Raw genomic sequence first — 23,270 nt, forward strand, 5'->3', positions numbered from 1 at the left:
ACCATCCGATACCACTAATGTTGTGACATGTGGATATTCTCCTGTTTATACTTTTCCCGCAGAGTGCGAATCTTTATAATAAATATTTATATAAAAAAATCTTAGAGACGGTGCCCATCCAGTCTCTAATCAATTGTTAATGAAGAAGTTTCCTATCTACAAACAACCGGATGCCAAAGACTGCGGACCTACATGCCTCAGGATTATCAGTAAGTATTATGGTAAAAGTATTTCCTTACAACAAATCCGTAATCTCTCAGAAACTACCCGTGAAGGCAGCAGTTTACTTGGATTAAGTGATGCTGCAGAAGATCTGGGCTTTCGTTCCTTAGGCGTTCAGGTTGATTTTAATACCCTTGCAGAAGAGGTTCCGTTTCCTTGTATTGTACACTGGAATAAAAATCATTTTGTTGTCGTTTATAAGATTGATAAAAACAACAAAGTATATATCTCAGATCCGAGCTATGGATTAATTACTTATAATAAAGAAGAATTCATAAAATTATGGATTGGGGAAAATGCAACTGAAAAGACGGAAGAAGGTATTGCCCTTATCCTTGAAACCACACCTGCCTTTTTTCAGACAGAATTTGATGACCATGAAAGCAAGGCCAGTTTCAGCTTTCTTTCAAAATATTTACTGAAATATAAATCCTTGGTGATTCAGCTTGCCGTTGGTCTTTTAGCAGGGAGTTTATTATCACTTATTTTTCCTTTCCTTACGCAGAGTATTGTAGACGTCGGGATACAGAACCAGGATTTAAACTTTATTTATCTTGTCTTACTGGCCCAGATCATGCTTTTCATAGGAAGAATGGGAATTGAGGTGATCCGAAGCTGGATTCTCCTCCACCTTTCAGCAAGGATCAATATTTCAATTATCTCTGATTTCTTCATTAAATTAATGAAACTTCCTATCAGTTTCTTTGATACAAGAATGACAGGAGATATTATGCAAAGGATCAACGATCACCACAGGATTGAGCAGCTTCTCACCAGCTCTTCCCTTAATACCCTCTTTTCACTCGTCAATCTTATTATATTCAGTATTGTATTGCTGTTTTATGATTACAGATTATTTATCGTTTATCTGGTAGGAGCCATTTTGTATATCGGGTGGATCAGCTTTTTCCTGAACAAAAGAAAGGAGCTTGATTACAAAAGATTTTCACAGGTTTCCCAGGAACAGAGTAAAGTGATCGAACTCATCAACGGAATGCAGGAAATCAAAATGCACAATGCTGAAAAACAAAAGCGTTGGGACTGGGAATTTCTGCAGGTAAAATTATTTAAAATCAGGATAAAATCTCTTTCCCTTGAACAGTGGCAGTCGGTAGGAGGAAATTTCATCAATCAGATGAAAGATATTCTGGTAAGTTTTCTTTCTGCCAAACTGGTGTTAAGCGGAAACCTTACCCTCGGGATGATGCTTTCCGTGCAATATATTATCGGACAGCTCAACAGTCCTTTATTACAGTTAATAGACTTTATCAAGCAAACTCAGGATGCCAAGATATCTCTTGAAAGATTAGGTGAAATTCACGATAAAGATGATGAAGAAAGTAAAGACGAGCAATATGCATCTGAGCTCCCTCAAAAAGATATAGAAATTGAGAATCTTTCATTCAGATATATCGGTTCTGATGTTTTTGTTTTTGAAAGTCTCAATCTTACTATTCCTTATCAGAAAACAACAGCAATTGTAGGAGCTAGTGGAAGCGGAAAAACAACCCTTTTGAAACTGCTGATGAAGTTTTATGAGCCCAACCAGGGAGATATTAAAATCGGAAATACAAAACTTAAAAATGTTTCCCCGAGATTCTGGAGAGATCATTGTGGAGTGGTAATGCAGGAAGGATATGTATTTAATGATACCATTGCCAACAATATCGCGATAGGTGAAGATTATATAGACAAACAAAAGCTTAAAAAAGCGGTAGAAATAGCCAATATAAAAGATTTTATCGAAGGGCTTCCGTTAAGTTACAATACAAAAATAGGAAACGAAGGTGTTGGAGTCAGTGGTGGACAAAAGCAGAGACTGTTTATTGCAAGAGCCGTGTATAAATCCCCGGAATATATTTTTTTTGATGAAGCTACATCCGCTTTAGATGCCAATAACGAAAAGATCATCATGGAAAACCTCGAACAGTTTTTTAAAGGTAAGACTGCAATTGTAATTGCTCACAGGCTTTCCACAGTAAAACACGCCGATAAAATCATTGTTTTAGACAAAGGAAAAGTTGTAGAAGAAGGAAGCCATGCAGAATTAGTAGCATTAAAAGGTGAGTATTACAGGCTTGTAAAAAACCAATTGGAATTAGGAAATTAAATTCCTTTTTTTTAACTAAATTCACTAAACCAATCTATAAAATTTCAGTTATGAAAAATTTAAAAAAAATCGCAAGGCACAGCTTAAAAGAAATACATGGTGCAGGGCCTATTTCAGCCTATCCATGTAATTGTTTCTGCTATATTGGCAGCAACAAAGTATGGAATGCATGTAACCAGTATTGCCCGGGAGGAGAAGTGATTCCTGGTGTTGAGATCGGCAATTCGCCAAACTGTGATTACAAACTGCCATTGTAAAATTCATTTACATGGAAACTGAACAAAAATCCTCGTTATGAGGATTTTTAATTTTCATTTGTTATTCTTATATGGAAAAGGAAATTTTAGACACGATAGAACTTCGTTCGGAAAGCGTACAGGATATTCTGACACAACCCCCGCATTGGATGATCCGTTGGGGCAATACCATTATATTTATCATTCTTCTTCTCATTCTGGTTATGAGCTATATGATAAAATATCCTGAGTTTATTCCCGCCCCGATTATCGTTACATCGCAAAACCCACCGGAGAAACTGGAAGCAAGAACCAACTCCAAAATAGAAAAGATTTTCATTAAAAATCATCAGGAAGTAAAAAAAGATGATGTACTGATGGTTATGCAGTCAACAGCCAACTATAAAGATGTTTTGGCTTTAAAAAAAATCATCGATTCTATTGCACCCAGTCAACTTTCTTCTTTTCCACTGCAGGAAACCTCACATTTCAAACTTGGAGAACTTCAGGGGGATTATAATAATTTTGCAAAAGCGTTTCAGGATGAAGCCCTTTTTACCAGGCTACAGCCTTATGCTCCTGAGAATCTGGCTGCCAACCAAAGTATTTCTGAATACAAAGTACGTATTGCCACCCTCAGACAACAAAAGAGCCTTGAAGCAGCAAAATATGAGCTTACCAAGAAAAATTACCAGCGATACCAGGAGCTTTACAGTCAGGGAGTCATTGCTGCAATGGAGCTTGAGAATGAAAAAATAAAGTACCTTCAAGCCCAACAAAACCTTGAAAATATTACGATTTCATTATCCCAGATGGAAGAAGGAATTTCGAATCTTAACAAAACAAAAAGCGGTACCGCCATTAATACCGAAAAGGATAAGATTAATTATTCTTCCCAGACCTTGCAGCTATTCGAGCAGCTAAGAAAATCTTTAAAACAATGGGAGCAAAATTATCTGGTCATTTCATCTACAGACGGTGTTGCCAGTTTCCAGCAGTTTTTTGGTGAAAATCAGTTTATAAAAAGCGGGGATGCTATTTTATCGATCCTTCCCCAAAATAAAGAAACCCTGGTAGGAAGAATGTCTGTACCGTCCGTTAATTCAGGTAAGATCACTCCGGGACAGAAAGTTTTGATTAAGCTGGATAATTACCGTTTCCAGGAATATGGTATTGTGGAAGGAAAAGTACAGAATATTTCTCTTTCACCCGATGACAAAGGAAATTATTATGTAGATATTATTCTTCCGAAAGGATTAAAAACATCTTATAACAGAAATCTCACTTTTGATAAGGAGCTTAAAGGGAATGCAGAAATTGTAACACAGGATTTAAGGCTTATTGAAAGATTTTTCTATCAGATCAGAAAATTATTGGGATATCAAAGCTAAATTCAATGATCAAAATGAACAATCATTTATTGATAAAAAAAGGCGCAGTTTTATTTCTGTTGACGACTATATTGTTTTTAAATGCTCAGAAACAGCTCAGGACATTTCCAGACATGGAAGATAAATTGGGAACTCATTTCCCTATTGAAAATTTTAAAGACAAAAACGGTAAAAACTATAACCCGAAATATCTCAAAGGAAAAACAACTTTTATTAATTTATGGTCTACTACATGTGCACCCTGCCTTAAAGAGCTTCCCTTTCTCAATAAATTGCAAAAATCTGTTCCTCGTTCCCTGTTTATCGGAATCACTTATGATAATCCGGAAAAGGTAAATAATTTTTTAACAACCCATAACTTTAACTTTCATCAAATAACTGATGCAGGCCAACAATTAAAATCATATCTGGTGATTCAACGGTTCCCTATGTCGTTTGTAATAGACAAAAGCGGAATCATTAAAGAGATCATCGGAATTGTGAACGAAGATAATTCAGATTCAATTCTGAAAAGTTTAAACGAAGAATAAAATAGCTTTAAACAGCTCAGGTATAAAATAAGAAAAACCGCAACAGATTGTTGCGGTTTTTTGTAGCGAAGACGGGAATTGAACCCGTGACCTCAGGGTTATGAATCCTGCGCTCTAACCAACTGAGCTACCTCGCCTTTTTGGTGGTGCAAATATATAAAATATTTACTATCCTCCAAAATTATTTTAGTTTAAAATACTCCAAAACATCGCCTACATGCTCTGGTTTGCTGATTATCTTATTGTTAGCATCCAAAATAAAATACGTTGGTGTTGCATGTACATTGTAGGTATCACTATAGCTGCTGTTCCATCCTCTTAATTCTGAATCATTGATCCATGGAAAGGCAGCAATCCTTTTGGTATAAGAATCTTTATCTACATCTAAAGAAAGGCCTATTATCTGTATATTTTTTGATTTCAGGTCATTATATTTCTCCAAAAGCTTAGGTAATTCACTTTCGCAATGTGAGCATGTAGAAGACCAGAAAACAATCACTTTCTTATCAGCTTTTACATCATAAATAGATTTAGCTGATGTATTGACTGCCGACTGGAATTTATAATTAGGAAAAGCAGCTCCGGTCTCAACATTAGCATTAGATTTAAGTGTTGATGCCAGTCTGTCATTAATGGTACATTTCAGATTTTTAGCAAGATTAAGATATTTATCCTTAAAATCTTTCATATCATATACGTCAAAGATATCGATCAGTTCAGACAAAACAGTTTGTCCACGTGGTGTTTCCACTTTTAATCTGTCTAAGAGCTTATCTACAGATCCTGTAACATTCTCATTTCCTCCTGAATTTAAATAAGCCACCAATATTGGTCTCAATAAAGATGAACTCTCAAGCATATCATTTGACTTATCTATAAAATTAATAATCTCTTCCTGAGAAACTTTTTTGGCAGGGTCATTGGATAAAAACTTGCTGTTATTTGTACTGTAATAGTAAATAAACGGATGCTGTGCCTGATCAACTCCATTCGTACCTCCTGATAATCTGCTGATTTCTGTTTTTAATGCCTTCCCAAAATCGGTATTATCCTTATAGTATTCTTTAATCTGAGAGAGTGCCGGTAGAATCAATTCTTTTTTCTGGGAACCTTCCTGTAACTTACTCATTATATCATTGGCTTCATCCAGATACATAATATCCTTGATTTTATTATTTTCTGTCTGAAGCTTAATATTTACATTTTTATTTTCAGAAATAAAATTGAAATTATTATTTGTATTCGGAAAATACACTTTCATCATTCCCATATAATGGCTGGGATATTTGAATGTCCAGATATTATTTTTAGCCTGTTCTTTTGTAAAAATAATATCTTTCGAACCGTTTAATGTATATAAGATGGCCTCTTGATCTTTAAAGTCAGCCGGGGCCTGAACTGTAACACTGAACTGTGCCTGTAGAGAAAAAGCAGATAGAACTGCTGATAGTATAAATATCTTTTTCATATTGTAAAAATAAAAAAACTCTCTGATTAATCAGAGAGTTTCAAATATTTTAATAAAATTTTATATTTTTTGGCTTTTGTATTTTTTTGTGAAAAATACAATGAACAATACTGCTGCAATTGCCAATGCATAAATATACATATCAATTGGTGCCGCTCCGGGAGTCGTACCACCGCCACCGTCACCATCTCCGGGTCTTGGAGGTTGTGCATTGACTAAGAAAACAGCGAAAAGAAAAAAAGCGTATACTAGTTTATTTAAAGTTTTCATATATTTTATTTTAAGATTTTTGTGTTCACAGTTTCTCCCTTATCAGAAACAATTTTTACTACATAAGAGTTTTTAATTGCACTATCCAGTTCAATTACAAAATCTGTAGAAGTACTCACTGCTTTCTTAGAGATAACCAGTTTACCGCTCATATCATAAACTTCAATATCTGCTTTCTTCCAATCCGGATCAAATCTTACAATATAGTTTGTAATTTCCGGATTATATACCACTTTTGTTCTCGAAGGCTTAACACTTACCTCGCCACCTGCTGCTTTTGCAGTCGCTATGAGTGTGCTAGGCGATCCGTAATATAGATCATATTCTGCACCAGCAACCGGAATTACATCACCTTGTTTTGCTTCTGTTACACTTCCGTTAGGAGCTTTGTAATAAAACCCTATACCTGAAGACAGTTGATGTGTTCCATCGCTAACTAATGCTGCATTTTCTCTAATCTCAAATTTATAAGATTTTATTGCGCTGCTGTAATTAACCAGCTTTACATTTTTACCCTGAAAATCATTTTCGTTGGCTTCGTTGATATATAACCAATACTTTGCAGTATAATTATTATCATAACCTCCGCTTGTACTTTCTTCGAAAGTTCCTAAAATATCAGTTCCTGTTGCTGCATACTGAGTTGTAGCAGTAGCAGTATGCCCTGTGCTACCATTAGGATAAACTACATAATAGGTAGTACCAATTGCTTTACCATTAGCATCAAGAGCAATAACTCCTAGTTGTTTTACGGTACCACTATTGCTTATTAAGCCTTTATTTGCAGAAACACTGTAATTAGTGCTTGCATCTCTGCTATAGTAATTAAATCTTCTCAGATTAGAAAAGTTAAGTACATCAGCATTACTGTTGTTATTAAGTTTGATGGCAAAAGTACCTAAAGGTCTTATCATCATATAATCAACATCTCCTGTTGGAACTCCTGCGTTGAAAGTGATAGCTCTGTACGAACCAGACCCACCACCGTTTTGATTATATTGAACTCCTGAAACATCAAGTCTTACTCCATAGATATTGCTAAGGTTTACCCCATCACCAACAGTAGCCGGCTCGTTATATGCGATTCTGGATAAGTCAAGATTCGTAAGGAAAGGGTTGGCATACTGATACCAGTTTTTACCAAAGTTTCCTGTCCATGCAGTTCCTGAAGTTAATTCAAAACCATCCTGAAGATAAGTATTATATCTTTCAGCATAATCATTTTTATTAGAACCTCCTGCCCCAAAATTGATGGCCGAACCTGCATTCTGTAAAGTAACATTCATTCCTATATCACTCCAAGGAGTTCCTTTTACAGTACGGGTAACATTACTTACATCAAGGGAATTTCCTCCAAGAATCCAGTAAGCATAAGCTGGTGCTGCATTACCAAATTTGTAGATACCGTAAAGAGTTGGTAAATGATGGAATTCTACTCTGGTGTTATCCCAGTGAAGCATATCATTCTTAGAACGCCTTGTTCCATTAAATGATTTACCTAATTCAGCATTTAATGTAGAAGGAGATTTCAAGTAGAATGGCATACCTACCTGCTGGTAGTCACCATGACGAACCTGTCTGAACTGCTGATCGATAATACCTGTAATGTTTGCCTGTGTAAGACCAGAAACATATAGCTGACCATATGTGTAAACGGGTGGTGTCGTAGGGTTATTGGCATTTACAGATGCGTAAGCTGTTGGCTCGTTAAGCATATTAACGAAATTACCACCGCCATTCGCTTCTGTTTTTGCAACATTTGAAGCATCAATAGTTCTGAAAGCATCTGTAGCATTTCCAACCACCATAACGTTACCGTGGTTTTCTATTTTCCCATCTCCTTTCATCTGCATGCCTCCTCCACTATAAACTAGTGTGCCTTTACTCACATACATATTAGCATTAGTGTCAACGTGACATAGTATCTGCGCCTGAACAGACCAACTAATTGCTAAAAGACCAATAGCAAATAAACTTTTTCTCATTGTATAATAGTATTTGTGTGTTAATACAATCTCACCTGCAAAGTTATGTTTTTTTTTCCTTATAAAAAAAATTATTTTATTTATTCACAAAAATATTATCTTCCGTTAATATAATTTCTCTTTCTTCACCGATTGAGAACATATAATTTTCGAGAACTTTTTCCGTTGTACCTCTCAATCCTCTGGCGCCCAAACCTTTTTCCATGGTTTCATCTACAATTTTCGCAATTGCTCCATCTGTAAATTTTAAACTTGTACCATCCATTTTGAAAAGTTCTATAAACTGGTTTACAATTGAATTTTTAGGTTCCTTCATAATCCGGATCATCGTTTCTTTTGTAAGTTTTTCGAGATAAGTTATGATTGGAAATCTTCCTAAAAGTTCGGGAATTAATCCGAAAGAACGAAGATCTATTGCATTAATATTAGTTAACACATAATCATCTTCATCCACCTTATTGATCTTTTCAGAACTGAAACCAATTGCCTGCTTGTTCATTCTTCTTTCAATAATTTCTTTAATTCCGTCAAAAGCACCGCCTGCAATAAATAGTATATTCTGTGTATTTACCTGGATATATTTCTGGTCAGGGTGTTTTCTTCCTCCCTGAGGGGGTACATTTACAATACTTCCTTCCAACAGTTTCAGTAATCCCTGCTGAACACCTTCTCCGGAAACATCCCTGGTAATACTCGGATTGTCTGATTTTCTGGCAATTTTATCAATTTCATCAATAAAAACAATTCCTTTTTCTGCTTTTTCCACATCGTAATCGGCCACCATAAGAAGTCTCGACAGGATACTTTCCACATCTTCTCCCACATATCCGGCTTCCGTTAAGATTGTGGCATCTACAATACAAAAAGGAACATTCAGTTCTCTTGCAATCGTTTTTGCCAACAAAGTTTTCCCGGTACCGGTTTCGCCGATCATGATAATATTCGATTTTTCTAGCTCAACCTCTCTGTTTTCGTCCTGAGCATGGAGCAGTCTTTTATAATGATTGTAAACAGCAATCGAAAGCTGTTTTTTCGCCTGATCCTGCCCGATCACATATTCATCAAGAAATTCTTTAATTACTTTTGGTTTTTTCAGTTCTTCCACATTTTCTGCAGGAGAAAATCCTGTTTTAGAAACACCGTCTTTCACAATAGAATGGGCTTGCTCTATACAATTTTCGCAAATAAATCCGTTTTGTCCGGAGATCAGCATTTGCACCTCATTTCTTTTTCTGCCACAGAAAGAACATTGGTTTGAATTCATATCTATAATATATATATGTTAAAGAAAATCGTAAAAAATTTCTTTTTTACGATTTTCCTTTTTTTAAGAATTAATAATTGAGTTTTGAATCTCTGTATACTCTTCGTTTGATAATTTTAATCTCTCATTTCTAAAATTCATATCTTCCATTTTATTTAAAGGAATCAAATGAATGTGAGCATGGGGAACTTCCAATCCCACCACTGCAATTCCTACTCTCGCACAGGGAATTGCCTTTTTGATTTTCTTAGCAACTTCCTGGGTAAATCCCCAAAGGTTTTTATAGTCATCACTTTCCAGATCAAAAATAAGATCAACTTCTTTTTTCGGAACCACCAAAGTATGGCCTTTCACTAAAGGCATTGCATCTAAAAATGCAATAAAGTTTTCATCTTCTGCAATTGTATAAGACGGAATTTCGCCATTGATGATTTTTGTGAATATTGTACTCATTCTTATCAGATGTTAGATATTAGAAATTTGATTTGAGTTTTACAGGGTGATTTCCAATACTTCAAAAGACAATTTGTTTCCGTTTGGTAAAACAATTTCTGCTGTTTCACCTATTACTTTACCCAGCAAACCTTTTGCAATGGGTGTGTTTACAGAAATCTTTCCGCTTTTTAAATCACTTTCGTTATCCGGAACCAAAGTAAATACCTGCTCTTGCTTTGTCGCATTATTTTTAAGTCTCACAGTCGTTAAGATGGAAACTTTAGAAGTATCTAATTGGCTTTCGTCTATAATCTTGGAAGTTGATATAACATCCTTCAGCTTGGAAATTCTCATTTCAAGCATTCCCTGGGCTTCTTTAGCTGCATCATATTCCGCATTTTCAGATAAATCTCCTTTATCTCTGGCTTCTGCAATCTGCTGAGTAATTTTAGGTCTTTCCACAGTTTCCAACTGTTCCAGCTCAGCTTTCATTTTATCTAACCCCTCCTTTGTAACATAGCTTGCCATAATTTTCAAAATTTAGTTTTAGTATAAAAAAATAATCCGACATTTGTCGGACAATGTTTTCGTGTAATAATCGTTTAATTTTTACAAATATATAAAAATTTAAATTGAAATGAAAAAAAAATTTTCAATCTTATCTATTTTAACCTTATTGATAATCAGTAATTTAAGTATAAATTCTTGCAGCAACAGAGAAGACACCGTAAGTTGCTTTCCCAATACCCCTATCAATGTAACCCTGAATCTTAATCTTCCCGCTTATTTTGCTTTAAACCAGGTCGGAGGCTGGGTTTACATTAACGAACAGCAATCCGGGACTAGAGGCTTAATTGTGGTACGGTCGTCAGATGCTACCTTCAAAATTTATGACAGGAATGCACCTCATATCTGCCCGGACAGCAATACTACTCTTGAAGTAAAAGATGACATCAGCGTCGTGTGCCCTAAAGACAACGCAAAATGGATCTTACTGACCGGTCAACCTACGGCAATAGCCAATGTACCTCCAAAAACCTATCTGTATAATTATGATCCTGCTTCCAAGATACTAACCACTTATTATTAATATGAAAGTTGTTGTACAGAGAGTTTCCGAAGCCAGTGTAAAGGTAGACGGGAAAATCGTGGGAGAAATCAGCAAAGGCTTTATGCTTCTCGTAGGTATTGATGAAAATGATGAAAAAGCTGATGCAGACTGGATTGTTCAGAAAATTTTAAATCTCAGGATTTTTGGTGACGAAGATGATAAACTAAATCTTTCAGTAAAAGATATTTCAGGAGAAATTTTATGTATCAGTCAGTTTACCTTAATTGCCGATTATAAAAAAGGTAACCGCCCTTCTTTTATCAAAGCGGCAAAACCGGATAAAGCCATTCCGTTGTTTGATTATTTTAAAAATGAAATGACAAAATCAGGACTAAAAACCGAAAGCGGAATTTTCGGTGCGGATATGAAAGTTTCCCTGATCAATGATGGTCCTGTAACCATTGTCATGGATTCAATCACTAAAAACTGATTTACAATGTTTCTCAAATTAAAATATTATTCATTCTTTATACTGATATTTTTTTCATCAACCTGTATCGGGCAGAACCGGGAGGAAGTATTAAAAACAAAACTCGACTCGGTATTTTCACAATTATTTAAGGCAGATGAACCCGGCGGAAGTATTCTCATCCAGGAAGGTGACAAAGTTTTATATGAAAAATCTTTTGGGTTGGCTGATCTGAAGACGAAGGCAAAATTTTCAAGCAAAACAGTTTCCAATTTAGGCTCAATTACCAAAACATTTGTGGCGTATGGAATTCTTATGCTTCAGGAGAGAAAAAAACTTTCCGTTGATGACAGCCTTTTAAAGTTTTTTCCGGATTTCAAGAACAAAGAAACAGCCTCAAAAATTAAGTTACGTCACCTTTTAACCCATACTTCCGGGCTTCCGGATAACAGAAATGTTGAAAAGGACAGTATTTTCTATCTGACAGCCAAAGATGAGGGAAATTTCAAACCTCTGAAGTCTGCAGAATCATTAGAATTTGAACCGGGTTCCAGGTGGAATTATTCTAATCCGGCATATAACGGATTGGCTTTAATCATTGAGAAAACAAGCAAGGATAAATGGCAGCATTTTATTGATGAAAATATTTTCGGTCCTGCAGGAATGAAAAACAGTACCATTACCAATGGAGCCTACCCTAATAAAAATGTAGCTCATGGGTACCTACTTAAAAATAAAGTTTATCAGGAATATGATTATGGCGAATACCCTACTTTTACTGCAGCAGGAAATGGCGGAGTATGGAGCTCAATTGAAGATCTGAAAAAATATATTAAAGCCATTAATGAGTGTAAATTCGCCGACTGTTCTGTGATAAAATCCTCTAAGACAATTAAAATCCCTGACAACTGGAATCATGAAAAAAATATGTTTCATTCCGGTGTATGGTTTGTGCATAAAGGGTTTTATTCGGAAACCAAAACGGAAGAACAAGTTGATGTCATAGAACACGCCGGAGATCAGGGAGGCTTCAAATCCCACCTCATTATCATCCCGGAGAAAAATATCTCAATCGTCTGGCTTACCAATAACAATACTTTTATTACCGGGCCTATTCGCAGGATACTATTACAGTTAAACTATATCAATTAATAAAAACGTCTTTCAGTTTCTGAAAGACGTTTTTTACAATAAACTTTTACAAAATTATTTCGCAGGAACACTGCTGAAATTCATTGCTATTTTCAGATTCATATCCGAAGTTGTCTGGTTTTTCAATTCATAAACCGTTCTTACGGTTAATCCTGAACTTTTTACTACCTCATCTAAAAATCCTGTGTCATTAAGATCTAAATTCAGGCTTGAGCTGCTTGAAGAAATATTGGTACGCGAAGCCACCAGTTTTTCTCCGGTTCCGTTGGAAGAAATATATACTTTAATTGATTTTAAAGCACTTAAGTTGCCTCCTGACGGGCTCACTACGGAAACTTTCGCATCGGAAATCCTTACATCCTTAATCTGGGCATTATTATTTCCACCAAACCATGTCTGTACATTGGAAGCTGTAGCTGTTGAAGAAACTTCCTTATCTGCAGGTACTCCTGTAGATATCAGAACATTGGCTGTATACGGGAATGTATTCTGTACCAGTGACTGAACCGTTCCGCAACTTACAAGAGCTGCTGAAGCTATTGCTGCTGTTAAAAATATATTTTTCATAATGTAAATCTTTTTGGAATACCTTACAGAAATTATACCAAAATTTAGTCTACCTGTATCGAAAAACTTCCTTTTGTATTTCCGGAAGCCATATTGCTTTTACCGATAATTAACCAGACTTCTCCTTTATCCGGGATTTCATAGTTTATTTCTCGTCCAAATGGGCCATCATATTCATCATTAGGCAATTTTATCTGATTGATCCGGATATTAAAATCTTTTTCTTTTGTTGAAATAGCAGCTTTAATAGAAGGTTTTTCATAGTTAGTGATTTTTAAAACCAATTCCTGACCGTCTTTTGTAAACTGCTCACCCAATGTGAAGGGAAGCTGTGAGGCATCAGCAGTTCTGATAATCTGACCTTCTTTCTCGATTCTCATCACCCCCTGCCGTAAAACTTTTTTTGTTGCCGGTGCATTATTAATGATAGAATCTTTTTTCTTTAATGCAACCGAATCTGCCTGGGATTCCGGCACAGGCTGTTCGCTTACAATGGTTGAATCTTTTCCTGTTGTTTCGCTCAGGTTGGCTTCCTTTTTACAGGAAATGACAATCAGTGGGATTAACAATAAGGATTTTTTCATAATATTATTCGTTTATGGTTTCATAGTAAAGTATTTTTGACAGAAAAGTCGGGGACTCATATTCTTTTACCTTACTTAGAATTTGTTTTTTCAGTAATATATTATTCTTCTGTTCAGCATATTTTAATAAATCTTTTTCACTGAAATTAGTTGACTTCAAATGATAATCGAAATTAAAGTCATTCCTTTTCATATTCTGAGAAGTTATAAAACTGCCCCAGTTGATGTAACTACAAGCCAAAATTGTTCCATAAAAATACCATGTCATGGTGTTGAATAAAAATGCATTTCTTTTCTTTCTTTGAATTTTAATGAAAGTGACCACCAAACCGATTAACGATAAAATCAAAAACCCGTAGACACCAAGCCTTTTATAAGTAAAGCCGTAATTAATGATATATTCTGAATTTTTTAACATCGCAGATATTATTAAGACAGCATTCAGGAAGATCCATACTTTTGCCAGAGCCCTCATCAGCCCTGCCTTCGAATCAAAATTAAAACTTGATTTAAAATAAAACATGATGACCAGGATGGCCATAATAATAGATACAATGACCGCATTCACCCTCTCGTGGGTTTCTTCCGAAAGCTGGTTAGGCGTTTTGCTCACTTCATAAAACTGTTCGTAATTATAAGTGATGAGAAAGAAAATCAACAGTATATTTAAGCAGAATAAAGAAATCACACCGCTCATTCTTTCAGCATCAAGATCGAGAAAAGAATACGTAGGTCTGGGTGTTTTATTTCTATCCTGAAAATCATTATCCAGAACATGGTTTTGTTTATAGACCAATTTTTCAACGGTGTAATTCCAGTAATTGAAAGCAATGAAAGTTCCTAAAGCAGTGATGAAGAGCAGTTGCCAGAAATTGACATCCCATTCAATATTGGTAAAAAGGTTGGCAAAATGATCACTTCCCGCAGAATAAACTCCAAAGAAAACGGCAATCAATACTAAGGGAATCAGAACAAAAGCGAATATTTTCTGCCATATACCCGAAATATTTCTTTTCGGAAGCCACTGATCAAAGCTGAAAAACCGGCAGATAAATGTAAAACAGTTGATCACAAAAACCGGAACCAATAAAAGGGTTTTCATTTTTCTTTGCCGGGACCGGTAAGACAGTAACAAAAGCGAACTTACAACTGCCAGAAGTGAAGGAAAATCCCGGTACCATGCAAAGGCAATGCTTGAAACAATACTGGTGATAAAAAGGATAAGAAAAGCTGTGGTTCTGTTTTTTTCCGGAGTTTTATATCCGGTAAGCAAAGCGTACAGAATTCCTATAATTCCAAGATTCAAGCCTATATTTTCGTTATAGAAAACTATAATGAATAAGGCAGTTGTAAGAAATATATAATGATGTGTTTTCATAAGGAATAAATTAAAGATTAAAAGTTGAAAATTAGTGATATGCAGGGCTTTGTTTTTGCTGGATAAAATCTTTCAGATGCTCAAAATTCTGCCACAATAACGTTTCAAAATCCCAGTGGTAAAAAGGTTTCATATTCTGTCCTTTTTTAAATGCACTGATATACATTTTGATATATTCCGGAAGTATTAAAGTTCCCAGAACGATTGCTGCCAGAAGATGGGCATTCATTTTTCCGTTTCCGAGAAGCAGATACTGCATTGCAATTTCATCTTCAAAATTGGTTCCGCATCCTGTAATGAGATGATGAACGTCGTGATTTTCCATTTTAGGAATCATTGTAAAGCCATAGCGTTTATAAAACTCGCCCAGTTTTCTTCCCAGGGAATCTTCCTGAAATTCCAAAAGTTGCTGCTGGCTGAACTGCCATTGTCTTTTTTTCTTTTTAAAATATTTCCGATAGAGTTTCTGGGTTTTGTTGTATACAAAAAGCAGGAAGCGGACGCGTAATTTTTTCATAGTGTTTATTATTTAGATTATATTAATTCCGATAACAGTATACAAAATGGCATTGATTAAAAGTTTTCCTATTCATGTTTATTTCTTATCTGTAAAATCAAAGAACTTTGAAATACAAAGTTAATTTTCAAAAAAATATAGAGATTACCTCCCTAATAATTTTTCCAAAGCATCCAAATGTTCTGTGAAAGCCTGCCTCCCATTTTGGGTAACCCTGTAGGAGGTTTTAGGCTTTTTTCCTACAAATTCTTTTTTTACTTCAATATAGCCGGCCTTTTCCAACGCGTTGCTGTGACTGGCCATATTCCCGTCTGTGATTTCAAGCAGACTTTTCATTTCTGAGAAATCAACCCAGTCGTTGACCATAAGAACGGACATAATCCCCAGTCTCACACGGCTTTCGAATTCTTTATTGAGTTGATTTATATTAATCATAATACCACGTCATACATTGCAGGGTACCGGAAAAATTTTCCGGGCTGCAAATTTAAATTTTATTTATATTTTTTATGCATAATCAATCCGTAAACAATATGCAGAACACCAAATCCAAAGGCCCAGGCCAACAATCCCCACCCTAAAAAGAATAAAGAAAGCAGTCCTAATCCAATCTGGCAATACCCTAAATATTTTACATCCGTTAAAGTATATCTTTCAGCATTTACCAGTGCTAAGCCGTAAAAAATTAATGTTGCAGGCGCCACTAATGGAAAAAGATGATGGTACAATAATCCTAAACATACAAACCCTCCTGTTACCAAAGGAATTGAAAATGTCATTAAAAGCCTCCTGGTAGTTGCATCCCAGATTTTCAATCCTTTCTTTTTACTTTTACTGGCTGTAAAGAAATATCCGCTGAGAACAGCTACAAATAAGATCAAAGTTCCGATGATGATCAATTCTCTGACTAGCGCCGGACTGTAGATATTCCTGTCACTATCAAAGTAATCAATACCTTCTCTCTGGAAAACAAAATACACGTATACTGCCCCTGCGATAGCGGCCAGACCGGCAAAAACCCCGGATAATCCGCTTAATGAAATAAACCTGGAAGAACGCTCCATCATGGAACGGATGTGGGACAGATCTTCGTGATAGTTTTTTGAATCCATATAAAGAACTTTGAAATACAAAGTTATAATTTAATTTTAAACTTCAAAATAATTTTTAAAATTTTCACATTTATTTTTATTTCCCATCATAACTAATTCTTAACTTTAGTAAAAACTAATAGTGAAAGTTTATGAATAAAGAGATATTACGTTCGTTAATTTTCAGACATCTGGATGGCATCGTTACAGCCCCGGTTGTTGCTTCATTGGTAAAAAAAGATATCCTCTGTTTTATTATTGATAAGAAAGAAATCACTTTATCCGAACTTACACAGATATTCAAGGCTAATGAAGGTTATCTTAATGTAGCTCTCCGTACACTGGCTTCTCAAGGATTTTTAGATTACCGGCTCAATAATCAAAATGATGAGATCACAATTTCGGAAAACTCCGGCACCCAATATCTGCAGAAATATTCTCCTTTTTATTTCAAAGCTGTTTCTTTTCAAAAAAAATCAGCCAACATTAAAGAACAGATTACTGACAGCTCGTTTATTGAAGATTTTACCCGGCTTACCCATTCCATCAGAGACAATTTCAGCATTACATTTTCAGAAGAACCTGGTGAAAGAAAAGTTCAGGAACAAATTATCAAACATATTGAAGGCTGCATTATTGGCCCTCTGATCGTTTATCTGGGAATGACAGGAATGTTTCATAAATATTTTATGGAAACTTCCTTTCAGGCTACTGAATTTCACAGAAATTATGAGAATTTTGAAGTCATTTTAGATTTTCTCACCCATCTGGATTGGTTCAAAAAATCGGGTGACAATTACAAATTTACAGAAACCGGGATTTATTTTGCCAAAAGGGCCGCCTCGTATGGTGTTACAGTTTCCTATCTTCCACTGTTGAACAGAATGGATGAGCTTTTATTTGGAAATGCTTCCAAGCTGAGAGATGTTGAAGAAGGTGAAGACGAAATACATGTAGACAGGGCAATGAATGTCTGGGGAAGTGGTGGTGCCCATTCTAATTATTTCAAAGTGGCCAATGATTTTATTATTAAGATCTTTAATCAGCCTATTCATCTGCAGCCCAAAGGTGTGCTGGACATGGGCTGTGGAAACGGAGCTTTTATCCAGCATATTTTCGAAACGATTGAAAGGTATACACTCCGTGGAAAAATGCTTGAGGAATATCCGCTGTTTCTCGTAGGTGCAGATTACAATCCGGCTGCGTTAAAAGCAACAAGAGCCAATCTTATCAATAATGATATCTGGGCAAAAGTGATCTGGGGCGATATTGGCAATCCTCAGAAACTTGCCGAAGATCTGAAAGAAAATTATGAAATTGAGCTTTCAGATTTACTGAATATCAGAACTTTTCTGGATCACAACAGGGTTTGGAAAACTCCTGACCATATCTCTACAAAAAGAATAAGCACCTCAACCGGAGCTTTCGCCTACAAAGGAAAAAGATTATCCAATAACCTGGTAGAAGAAAGCTTAAAAGAACATCTTGAGCTCTGGCTTCCCTATATAAGGAAAAACGGACTTTTGATTATTGAGCTTCATGCCCTCGATCCGAAACTGACCCGCAAAAATATAGGAAAAACAGCTGCTACAGCTTATGAAGCAACACATGGATTTTCTGATCAATATATACTGGAAATTGATGTCTTCAGAAAAATATGTATGGAAACAGGACTGAATATTGACAAGGATCTTTTCAGGAAATTTCCGGATTCTGAGCTTGCCACAGTCTCTATTAATTTATTGAAGATGTAATTCATTGATCATGGCAGATACTTCAATTGATTATTCCCAGATACAGCTAAAAGAAAATATTCCTTTAAGTGAAGAAGAATTAAACCGTATAGCCATTCAAAAAAGAGATTTCTTTAAAGACACTCCGGGTATTTTATTAGCCGCTATTATTGTTATTGCCCTTATTGCTTCCTTTGTTTTAAAAGATGAATTTACCAATTTTAAATTTTATCACTATATAACAGGGATCAGCATTCTGCTGGTATTTTATTCTTTTTGCTATTGTATTATATGGGGTATCTATAAATATTCAACTAAAAACTGGGAAAAAGATATTAAAGACGGTAAAAACAAACTGACAAGCATCATAACTTACCGTCACAAAACTGAAAACGATGAATACATTATTACTTTTGCCGGACGACACAAACATGAAAAAATAAAACTTCCGGTTGAGAAAGCTTATTATGATCGCTATCCAAAAGGAACAAAAGTGATTGTAACGTATTTAAAGTACAGTAAAGTAGTGCTTACTCTTAACGAAAATCCATAAAAAAGTATTGAATGATGTCAATACTTTTTTATTTTTATTTAGCTCTTAATCTTTCTTTAATGGTTTCAATATTTTTCTTGGCTGAGTCTTCGAGAATTAAACTTGCACTCATATGAATTCTTGCCGGCATCAGTTCATTAAAATGGTCGGTTCCTTCCCACGACACTTTTTTAATTAAAGCCAGGGCTTCACTGCTTCTTGAAGCTAAGGTCGTCATAAATTTTTCCAGGCTGGCATCCATTTCCTGAATGTTTTCCGAAACTGAATGATAGATATTATGCTGCTCAGCCCAATCTGCCGACCTGAAATCTGCATCGATTGCCATTGCTGAAAACTGGGATTTTCCTATTTTTCTTTCTACATATGGGCCGATTACAAACGGGCCGATTCCCAAATTAATTTCTGTCAAAGCAAGCGCAGAGTCTTTTGTGGCAAAACAATAATCAGCACCACAGGCAATTCCTACTCCACCACCGGTTGTTTTCCCCTGCACCCTTACCACTACGATTTTACCACAGTTTCTCATAGCATTCAAAACTTTAGCGAAGCCTCCGAAAAATTGTGTAGACGCTTCCAGCTCTTCAATCGCTAAAAGCTCATCAAAACTTGCTCCTGCACAGAAAGCCTTTTCACCTTCACTTTTTACAAGAATAGCTTTAACCTCATCTTTTGCTCCTTCGTCAAGGATGGTCTGGGCCAGTTTTTCAAGAATTGCCCCGGGAAGAGAATTGCTTTTTGGAGTGCCGAAGGTAATTTCAGCGATATTGTTTTTAAGTTCTGATGCTACGAATTCGTTCATTTTTATTTTTATATTGGATTGATGCAAAAATAGTAAATACAGCCTGTTAACGAAAATTAAAGCGGTAATAAATTAAATTTTAAACTGGTTCTGTTACAATTTATATTACACGACAGATTCTCTTTACGTAAAAATACGGAATACCCAATTTGGTATTTTCTACTCTACCCTCAGCTTCGTATATGTCGTTCCTTTGGGATATACAAAAAACTATTAACGGCGGAATCCGAAAAGCCATGAAAAGAGTAGGAACATTTAAATCTGAAAAAACTTATTATTATGGACGAGTACATGGGTATTGTAAAATTATTCGCAGGAAATTTTGCTCCTAGAGGCTGGATGTTCTGCGACGGAAGATTATTAAGCATCGCTCAAAATTCAGCTTTGTTTTCTCTTTTAGGCACAACATACGGTGGTGATGGTATAACAACTTTCGCATTACCGAACCTGATCGGACGTATGGCTTTAGGAGCCGGAACTTCGCAGGGGAAATTCAATCCACTGGGAATGGTGGCAGGAAGTGAGCAAACAACATTACTGGCACAAAATTTACCTAGTATAGGCGCTGGATTTCAATTTAAAGTGGCTAACAAAAATGCTAATTCATCAACACCTGCTGCTACTTCTGCTATTGCTATCACAGGAACACAGGTAGGAAGAGATTTTAATGCGGTACCAAGTTTTGTAAATGATTCCAATCCTGATACTGTAATCAACGGACAGTCTATTTCTTTTGTAAGCCAGAATCTGCCGATTAATAATATGCCTCCATACCTGGGATTGAATTATATCATCTGCGTATCCGGCATTTATCCTTCAAGAGAATAATTACTACTATTTACTACTATAAATTTAAAACAACTTGATCATGAAAAGAGCACTTTTATTAAGTATTTGTAGTCTGCTCATTTCTATTTTTTCTTTTGCGCAGACAAGTACAGAAGTATTCGAAACGGAATCTCACGGCAGCCCAAGTTTTACAGATAACGGAGTGATTTTTAACATCATTTCTCATGTAGGAACTTTTGATATCCAGGGGAATTATCCGGGAACAGGATGGAACGGAACAGCCATTGACAACAGATATATTGACAATTCCAATGACGCTGCATCACCACCATCTTTCAGTATTAAAACGACTTCAAACTTATTTAAGGTCAACAGATTCTGGATGTATCTATCTAAGCTCAACCTGGATCTGAATGCTGCAGGAACGCTTACTGTAACTGGAAAACTGAGTGGTGTAACGAAATTTACCCAGATTAAAACCACAGGTTTTGTAACATCAATAAGCCCTACAAATGGTTATACATTAATTGATTTAACCAATCTGAATGGTCAGAATTACTCCAATATCATTATTGATGAACTGCAGATAACTTTAGGCGGAGAATTCCGTTATGCAGGTTTTGATGCTTTCACTTGGGTAAAAGACAGCAATATTGTACTGGCGACCCATGATGTAAAAACATCTGAAAAGGAACTTAGTATTTATCCAAATCCTACGAACGGACCATTGTCAATTAAGGCTAAAGAAAGTTCCATGCTTAATATTTACAGTGAATCCGGCCAGCTGGTTAAAGACACAAAAATAAGAGCAGGAATAAATGAAATCAATATTTCGGAGCTTCCTAGCGGAGTATATATCCTGAAATCTGTTACAGAATCTTATAAAGTTATTAAGAAATAATAAAACTCTATTTCCTTAAAGTCATTTTCTGAACCATCAAAAAAAACTATAACCATGAAAACTTTTACTCAAAACTGGATGAGCCATCTCAACGGAAGTAAAAAGCTCTCAGAACTGACGATACCGGGAACACATGACAGCGGCGCCTACAATACAGGTTTAGCGGCTGCCAAGTGCCAGACAATGAGCTTTACAGAACAGCTTAATGCAGGAATCCGTTTTCTGGATGTTCGCCTGAAACGTGGATATGATGCCGATAAAGACCATGTATTGTGGGTTTATCACGGGATTGTAGATATGGATATCAGCTTTAATGGAAGTGTTCTTGGATTTTGCCGACAGTTTCTTTCGGAAAATAGCTCTGAGACCATTATTATGTCTGTCAAAAATGAATCCAGTCCGAAGGGTGATTCCGATAAAGATAAATTTTATAATGACTTCATGATTGCAATCAGCCAGTTTCCGGAATTGTTTTATACCGAAAACAGAATCCCGACATTGGATGAAGTAAGAGGTAAAATTGTTCTGGTACGAAGATTCGGTTTGGGAACAAAACCTTCTATCGGTCTTGACCTTTATGACAACTGGCCGGAAGATTCCTGCGGCTACTTTCAAAACTACAGAATCACCTATTATGTTCAGGATGTTTATTATAGCTGGTCTAAAGGAACCGACAAAGCCAATAAATTTAATGAATATGTAAAGAACGGATTGATTGCTGCTTCCGGTGGAGATCCTCAGACCTTATTTTTTAATTTTACAAGCGCAACCGGAATTACCGGTGGAGTTCTGCCATTTTCATCTACCCCACAGGATCTGGCTGAAGTGGTAAATCCGTTATTTTTCCAATACCTGAAAAATCATTCTAAAGGAAGATACGGAATTATCCCAATGGATTTCCCGAATAATTATCCGGATAACAGCCAATTGATACAGAGCATCATTTCTTGTAATGAGCTCAATGTAGTTACAGCTGTCTAAGAAACGAATTTTCATCAACAGTACAGGAATGAACTGAAAAAAAATCCCCGGTTCACTATGATTCTAATACATAAATGATAAAATCCCCTGAGCTATTCAGGGGATTTATTTTTTAATGCTACAATATATTTATCAATATACAGTTGCTTTTCTTTCGATTTATACTGTTGAATATACCTCGGATGTTCCAGAATGGTCATGATATCGAAAAGCTTTGCTTCCTTGTTGAGCTTAGCAATAAAACCGGCATTCTTCTTTCCCAGGACAAAAACTTCTGAAGTATCGAGATTCAGGCTGATGTGCTTCTTTAAAGAATCGATCATAAAATTCTTTACGTCTTCAAACAGTTTTTTATCATCATAGTAATTGGCATTCAGCCATCCGTTTTTAGTTTTCCTTACAATCGCCAGCGGAAAAGGTGAATTGATATAAAAATCTCTGTAGAATTCTTTGGCACCACCATACTCTTCAATCATATCATAGATAAAAACAGAGGATATTTCATGGGTATGGGCAGATTTCATCGGAATACCACAAACACTTTCCAGGCGTTTTGTATCGGTAAACGGAACTCCCGTGACCCCGGCGCCATGACGGCTCGGATTGATGCCGATGATGAATTTCCTTTGGTTGAAATCATTATAATACTGATGATAAAACTTTCCCATTACATCCATTGTTTCGGGATTATCCAGATAAGGATTCAATACTTCAAAATCATCAGGAAGGCTTCCTTTGTACTGCAGGTTCCGATTAAATTCAATGACTTTATCTGCAAAGGTTTTCATAAATCT

At 35.8% G+C, this 23,270-nt stretch carries 26 protein-coding genes and 1 tRNA gene; 12 read left to right on the top strand and 15 right to left on the bottom strand.

Annotated elements, in window-relative coordinates:
• Positions 1 to 139: 139 nt before the first annotated feature.
• The 4 genes from PMI13_RS19155 to PMI13_RS19170 all read left to right on the top strand — a co-directional run bounded on the left by PMI13_RS19155 (position 140) and on the right by PMI13_RS19170 (position 4,489).
• The gene (locus PMI13_RS19155; RefSeq protein WP_007846901.1) at positions 140 to 2,332 is read left to right on the top strand and encodes a peptidase domain-containing ABC transporter; all 2,193 of its coding nucleotides are present in this window, start codon (positions 140 to 142) and stop codon (positions 2,330 to 2,332) included.
• Positions 2,333 to 2,382: 50 nt separating this feature from the next.
• Positions 2,383 to 2,589 carry a bacteriocin-like protein gene (locus tag PMI13_RS19160; protein ID WP_007846903.1) on the top strand — a complete coding sequence of 69 codons (207 nt, stop codon included), beginning with the start codon at positions 2,383 to 2,385 and terminating at the stop codon, positions 2,587 to 2,589.
• Positions 2,590 to 2,660: 71 nt separating this feature from the next.
• Complete coding sequence (locus tag PMI13_RS19165) at positions 2,661 to 3,959, top strand: HlyD family secretion protein (protein WP_007846904.1); 1,299 nt, start codon at positions 2,661 to 2,663, stop codon at positions 3,957 to 3,959.
• A 14-nt stretch (positions 3,960 to 3,973) separates the two neighbouring features.
• Positions 3,974 to 4,489: a TlpA family protein disulfide reductase gene (locus tag PMI13_RS19170; protein ID WP_157158225.1), complete on the top strand. Its 516-nt coding sequence runs from the start codon at positions 3,974 to 3,976 to the stop codon at positions 4,487 to 4,489.
• A 63-nt stretch (positions 4,490 to 4,552) separates the two neighbouring features.
• Here PMI13_RS19170 and PMI13_RS19175 read toward each other — a convergent pair.
• The 7 genes from PMI13_RS19175 to greA form a co-directional block, all read right to left on the bottom strand.
• Positions 4,553 to 4,626, bottom strand: a tRNA-Met gene (locus PMI13_RS19175).
• 44 nt (positions 4,627 to 4,670) lie between these two features.
• Entirely contained in the window at positions 4,671 to 5,957 is a 1,287-nt protein-coding gene (locus PMI13_RS19180; protein WP_007846906.1) for a TlpA family protein disulfide reductase, read from the bottom strand.
• A gap of 60 nt (positions 5,958 to 6,017) precedes the next feature.
• Positions 6,018 to 6,227, bottom strand: a complete 210-nt coding sequence (locus PMI13_RS19185) for a hypothetical protein (RefSeq protein WP_007846907.1) — start codon at positions 6,225 to 6,227, stop codon at positions 6,018 to 6,020.
• A gap of 5 nt (positions 6,228 to 6,232) precedes the next feature.
• Entirely contained in the window at positions 6,233 to 8,212 is a 1,980-nt protein-coding gene (locus tag PMI13_RS19190) for a T9SS type A sorting domain-containing protein (RefSeq protein WP_007846910.1), read from the bottom strand.
• A 76-nt stretch (positions 8,213 to 8,288) separates the two neighbouring features.
• The gene (gene clpX / locus PMI13_RS19195; RefSeq protein WP_034669947.1) at positions 8,289 to 9,476 is read right to left on the bottom strand and encodes an ATP-dependent Clp protease ATP-binding subunit ClpX; all 1,188 of its coding nucleotides are present in this window, start codon (positions 9,474 to 9,476) and stop codon (positions 8,289 to 8,291) included.
• 63 nt (positions 9,477 to 9,539) lie between these two features.
• The gene (locus PMI13_RS19200) at positions 9,540 to 9,929 is read right to left on the bottom strand and encodes an HIT family protein (RefSeq protein ID WP_007846914.1); all 390 of its coding nucleotides are present in this window, start codon (positions 9,927 to 9,929) and stop codon (positions 9,540 to 9,542) included.
• A 39-nt stretch (positions 9,930 to 9,968) separates the two neighbouring features.
• Positions 9,969 to 10,439, bottom strand: coding sequence for a transcription elongation factor GreA (gene greA, locus PMI13_RS19205; protein WP_007846916.1), 471 nt, complete (start codon positions 10,437 to 10,439; stop codon positions 9,969 to 9,971).
• Positions 10,440 to 10,548: 109 nt separating this feature from the next.
• Between greA and PMI13_RS19210 the strand changes: the two genes are divergently transcribed.
• From PMI13_RS19210 to PMI13_RS19220, 3 genes are read left to right on the top strand one after another with little or no spacing between them, the layout of a single operon-like run.
• Entirely contained in the window at positions 10,549 to 11,001 is a 453-nt protein-coding gene (locus PMI13_RS19210) for a hypothetical protein (RefSeq protein WP_007846917.1), read from the top strand.
• 1 nt (position 11,002) lies between these two features.
• Entirely contained in the window at positions 11,003 to 11,452 is a 450-nt protein-coding gene (gene dtd, locus PMI13_RS19215) for a D-aminoacyl-tRNA deacylase (RefSeq protein WP_007846919.1), read from the top strand.
• A 6-nt stretch (positions 11,453 to 11,458) separates the two neighbouring features.
• A complete protein-coding gene (locus PMI13_RS19220; protein WP_007846920.1) occupies positions 11,459 to 12,583 on the top strand; it encodes a serine hydrolase domain-containing protein in 1,125 nt (374 codons plus the stop codon).
• A gap of 54 nt (positions 12,584 to 12,637) precedes the next feature.
• Here PMI13_RS19220 and PMI13_RS19225 read toward each other — a convergent pair whose 3' ends face one another.
• From PMI13_RS19225 to PMI13_RS19250, 6 genes are all read right to left on the bottom strand, one after another.
• Positions 12,638 to 13,150: a hypothetical protein gene (locus tag PMI13_RS19225; RefSeq protein WP_007846922.1), complete on the bottom strand. Its 513-nt coding sequence runs from the start codon at positions 13,148 to 13,150 to the stop codon at positions 12,638 to 12,640.
• Positions 13,151 to 13,194: 44 nt separating this feature from the next.
• Entirely contained in the window at positions 13,195 to 13,734 is a 540-nt protein-coding gene (locus PMI13_RS19230; RefSeq protein WP_007846923.1) for a hypothetical protein, read from the bottom strand.
• Positions 13,735 to 13,738: 4 nt separating this feature from the next.
• Positions 13,739 to 15,112: a DUF4153 domain-containing protein gene (locus tag PMI13_RS19235; protein WP_007846924.1), complete on the bottom strand. Its 1,374-nt coding sequence runs from the start codon at positions 15,110 to 15,112 to the stop codon at positions 13,739 to 13,741.
• A gap of 31 nt (positions 15,113 to 15,143) precedes the next feature.
• Positions 15,144 to 15,629: a Coq4 family protein gene (locus PMI13_RS19240; protein WP_007846925.1), complete on the bottom strand. Its 486-nt coding sequence runs from the start codon at positions 15,627 to 15,629 to the stop codon at positions 15,144 to 15,146.
• 144 nt (positions 15,630 to 15,773) lie between these two features.
• Positions 15,774 to 16,064: a winged helix-turn-helix domain-containing protein gene (locus tag PMI13_RS19245; RefSeq protein ID WP_007846926.1), complete on the bottom strand. Its 291-nt coding sequence runs from the start codon at positions 16,062 to 16,064 to the stop codon at positions 15,774 to 15,776.
• Positions 16,065 to 16,123: 59 nt separating this feature from the next.
• A complete protein-coding gene (locus tag PMI13_RS19250; RefSeq protein ID WP_034669949.1) occupies positions 16,124 to 16,741 on the bottom strand; it encodes a hypothetical protein in 618 nt (205 codons plus the stop codon).
• 131 nt (positions 16,742 to 16,872) lie between these two features.
• On the opposite strand from PMI13_RS19250, the gene PMI13_RS19255 reads away from it, so the two are divergent.
• Together PMI13_RS19255 and PMI13_RS19260 are read left to right on the top strand one after the other, a co-directional pair.
• The gene (locus PMI13_RS19255) at positions 16,873 to 18,474 is read left to right on the top strand and encodes a class I SAM-dependent methyltransferase (RefSeq protein WP_007846930.1); all 1,602 of its coding nucleotides are present in this window, start codon (positions 16,873 to 16,875) and stop codon (positions 18,472 to 18,474) included.
• 10 nt (positions 18,475 to 18,484) lie between these two features.
• Positions 18,485 to 19,006 (top strand): hypothetical protein, encoded by a 522-nt coding sequence (locus PMI13_RS19260; protein ID WP_007846933.1) that lies wholly within the window; start codon positions 18,485 to 18,487, stop codon positions 19,004 to 19,006.
• Between the two features lie 34 nt (positions 19,007 to 19,040).
• On the opposite strand, the gene PMI13_RS19265 is transcribed toward PMI13_RS19260, so the two are convergent.
• Entirely contained in the window at positions 19,041 to 19,805 is a 765-nt protein-coding gene (locus PMI13_RS19265; RefSeq protein ID WP_007846935.1) for an enoyl-CoA hydratase/isomerase family protein, read from the bottom strand.
• A 279-nt stretch (positions 19,806 to 20,084) separates the two neighbouring features.
• On the opposite strand from PMI13_RS19265, the gene PMI13_RS19270 reads away from it, so the two are divergent.
• From PMI13_RS19270 to PMI13_RS19280, 3 genes are read left to right on the top strand one after another with little or no spacing between them, the layout of a single operon-like run.
• Positions 20,085 to 20,633 carry a phage tail protein gene (locus PMI13_RS19270; RefSeq protein ID WP_007846936.1) on the top strand — a complete coding sequence of 183 codons (549 nt, stop codon included), beginning with the start codon at positions 20,085 to 20,087 and terminating at the stop codon, positions 20,631 to 20,633.
• 40 nt (positions 20,634 to 20,673) lie between these two features.
• The gene (locus PMI13_RS20775) at positions 20,674 to 21,495 is read left to right on the top strand and encodes a T9SS type A sorting domain-containing protein (RefSeq protein ID WP_007846937.1); all 822 of its coding nucleotides are present in this window, start codon (positions 20,674 to 20,676) and stop codon (positions 21,493 to 21,495) included.
• Positions 21,496 to 21,549: 54 nt separating this feature from the next.
• Positions 21,550 to 22,476: a phosphatidylinositol-specific phospholipase C gene (locus PMI13_RS19280; protein WP_007846938.1), complete on the top strand. Its 927-nt coding sequence runs from the start codon at positions 21,550 to 21,552 to the stop codon at positions 22,474 to 22,476.
• Positions 22,477 to 22,568: 92 nt separating this feature from the next.
• Here the strand turns inward: PMI13_RS19280 and PMI13_RS19285 are convergent, their stop codons facing one another.
• On the bottom strand, positions 22,569 to 23,264 hold the full coding sequence (locus PMI13_RS19285; RefSeq protein WP_007846939.1) for an SMUG2 DNA glycosylase family protein: 696 nt from the start codon (positions 23,262 to 23,264) through the stop codon (positions 22,569 to 22,571).
• Positions 23,265 to 23,270: the final 6 nt, after the last annotated feature.

This window comes from Chryseobacterium populi (genome assembly GCF_000282115.1).
In the GTDB taxonomy this organism is placed as follows: Bacteria; Bacteroidota; Bacteroidia; order Flavobacteriales; family Weeksellaceae; genus Chryseobacterium; species Chryseobacterium populi.

Coding starts and splice junctions, on each gene's coding strand:
- PMI13_RS19155 (WP_007846901.1), top strand. CDS start 140: ATGAAGAAGTTTCCTATCTACAAACAACCGGATGCCAAAGACTGCGGA.
- PMI13_RS19160 (WP_007846903.1), top strand. CDS start 2,383: ATGAAAAATTTAAAAAAAATCGCAAGGCACAGCTTAAAAGAAATACAT.
- PMI13_RS19165 (WP_007846904.1), top strand. CDS start 2,661: ATGGAAAAGGAAATTTTAGACACGATAGAACTTCGTTCGGAAAGCGTA.
- PMI13_RS19170 (WP_157158225.1), top strand. CDS start 3,974: ATGAACAATCATTTATTGATAAAAAAAGGCGCAGTTTTATTTCTGTTG.
- PMI13_RS19180 (WP_007846906.1), bottom strand. CDS start 5,957: ATGAAAAAGATATTTATACTATCAGCAGTTCTATCTGCTTTTTCTCTA.
- PMI13_RS19185 (WP_007846907.1), bottom strand. CDS start 6,227: ATGAAAACTTTAAATAAACTAGTATACGCTTTTTTTCTTTTCGCTGTT.
- PMI13_RS19190 (WP_007846910.1), bottom strand. CDS start 8,212: ATGAGAAAAAGTTTATTTGCTATTGGTCTTTTAGCAATTAGTTGGTCT.
- clpX (WP_034669947.1), bottom strand. CDS start 9,476: ATGAATTCAAACCAATGTTCTTTCTGTGGCAGAAAAAGAAATGAGGTG.
- PMI13_RS19200 (WP_007846914.1), bottom strand. CDS start 9,929: ATGAGTACAATATTCACAAAAATCATCAATGGCGAAATTCCGTCTTAT.
- greA (WP_007846916.1), bottom strand. CDS start 10,439: ATGGCAAGCTATGTTACAAAGGAGGGGTTAGATAAAATGAAAGCTGAG.
- PMI13_RS19210 (WP_007846917.1), top strand. CDS start 10,549: ATGAAAAAAAAATTTTCAATCTTATCTATTTTAACCTTATTGATAATC.
- dtd (WP_007846919.1), top strand. CDS start 11,003: ATGAAAGTTGTTGTACAGAGAGTTTCCGAAGCCAGTGTAAAGGTAGAC.
- PMI13_RS19220 (WP_007846920.1), top strand. CDS start 11,459: ATGTTTCTCAAATTAAAATATTATTCATTCTTTATACTGATATTTTTT.
- PMI13_RS19225 (WP_007846922.1), bottom strand. CDS start 13,150: ATGAAAAATATATTTTTAACAGCAGCAATAGCTTCAGCAGCTCTTGTA.
- PMI13_RS19230 (WP_007846923.1), bottom strand. CDS start 13,734: ATGAAAAAATCCTTATTGTTAATCCCACTGATTGTCATTTCCTGTAAA.
- PMI13_RS19235 (WP_007846924.1), bottom strand. CDS start 15,112: ATGAAAACACATCATTATATATTTCTTACAACTGCCTTATTCATTATA.
- PMI13_RS19240 (WP_007846925.1), bottom strand. CDS start 15,629: ATGAAAAAATTACGCGTCCGCTTCCTGCTTTTTGTATACAACAAAACC.
- PMI13_RS19245 (WP_007846926.1), bottom strand. CDS start 16,064: ATGATTAATATAAATCAACTCAATAAAGAATTCGAAAGCCGTGTGAGA.
- PMI13_RS19250 (WP_034669949.1), bottom strand. CDS start 16,741: ATGGATTCAAAAAACTATCACGAAGATCTGTCCCACATCCGTTCCATG.
- PMI13_RS19255 (WP_007846930.1), top strand. CDS start 16,873: ATGAATAAAGAGATATTACGTTCGTTAATTTTCAGACATCTGGATGGC.
- PMI13_RS19260 (WP_007846933.1), top strand. CDS start 18,485: ATGGCAGATACTTCAATTGATTATTCCCAGATACAGCTAAAAGAAAAT.
- PMI13_RS19265 (WP_007846935.1), bottom strand. CDS start 19,805: ATGAACGAATTCGTAGCATCAGAACTTAAAAACAATATCGCTGAAATT.
- PMI13_RS19270 (WP_007846936.1), top strand. CDS start 20,085: ATGGACGAGTACATGGGTATTGTAAAATTATTCGCAGGAAATTTTGCT.
- PMI13_RS20775 (WP_007846937.1), top strand. CDS start 20,674: ATGAAAAGAGCACTTTTATTAAGTATTTGTAGTCTGCTCATTTCTATT.
- PMI13_RS19280 (WP_007846938.1), top strand. CDS start 21,550: ATGAAAACTTTTACTCAAAACTGGATGAGCCATCTCAACGGAAGTAAA.
- PMI13_RS19285 (WP_007846939.1), bottom strand. CDS start 23,264: ATGAAAACCTTTGCAGATAAAGTCATTGAATTTAATCGGAACCTGCAG.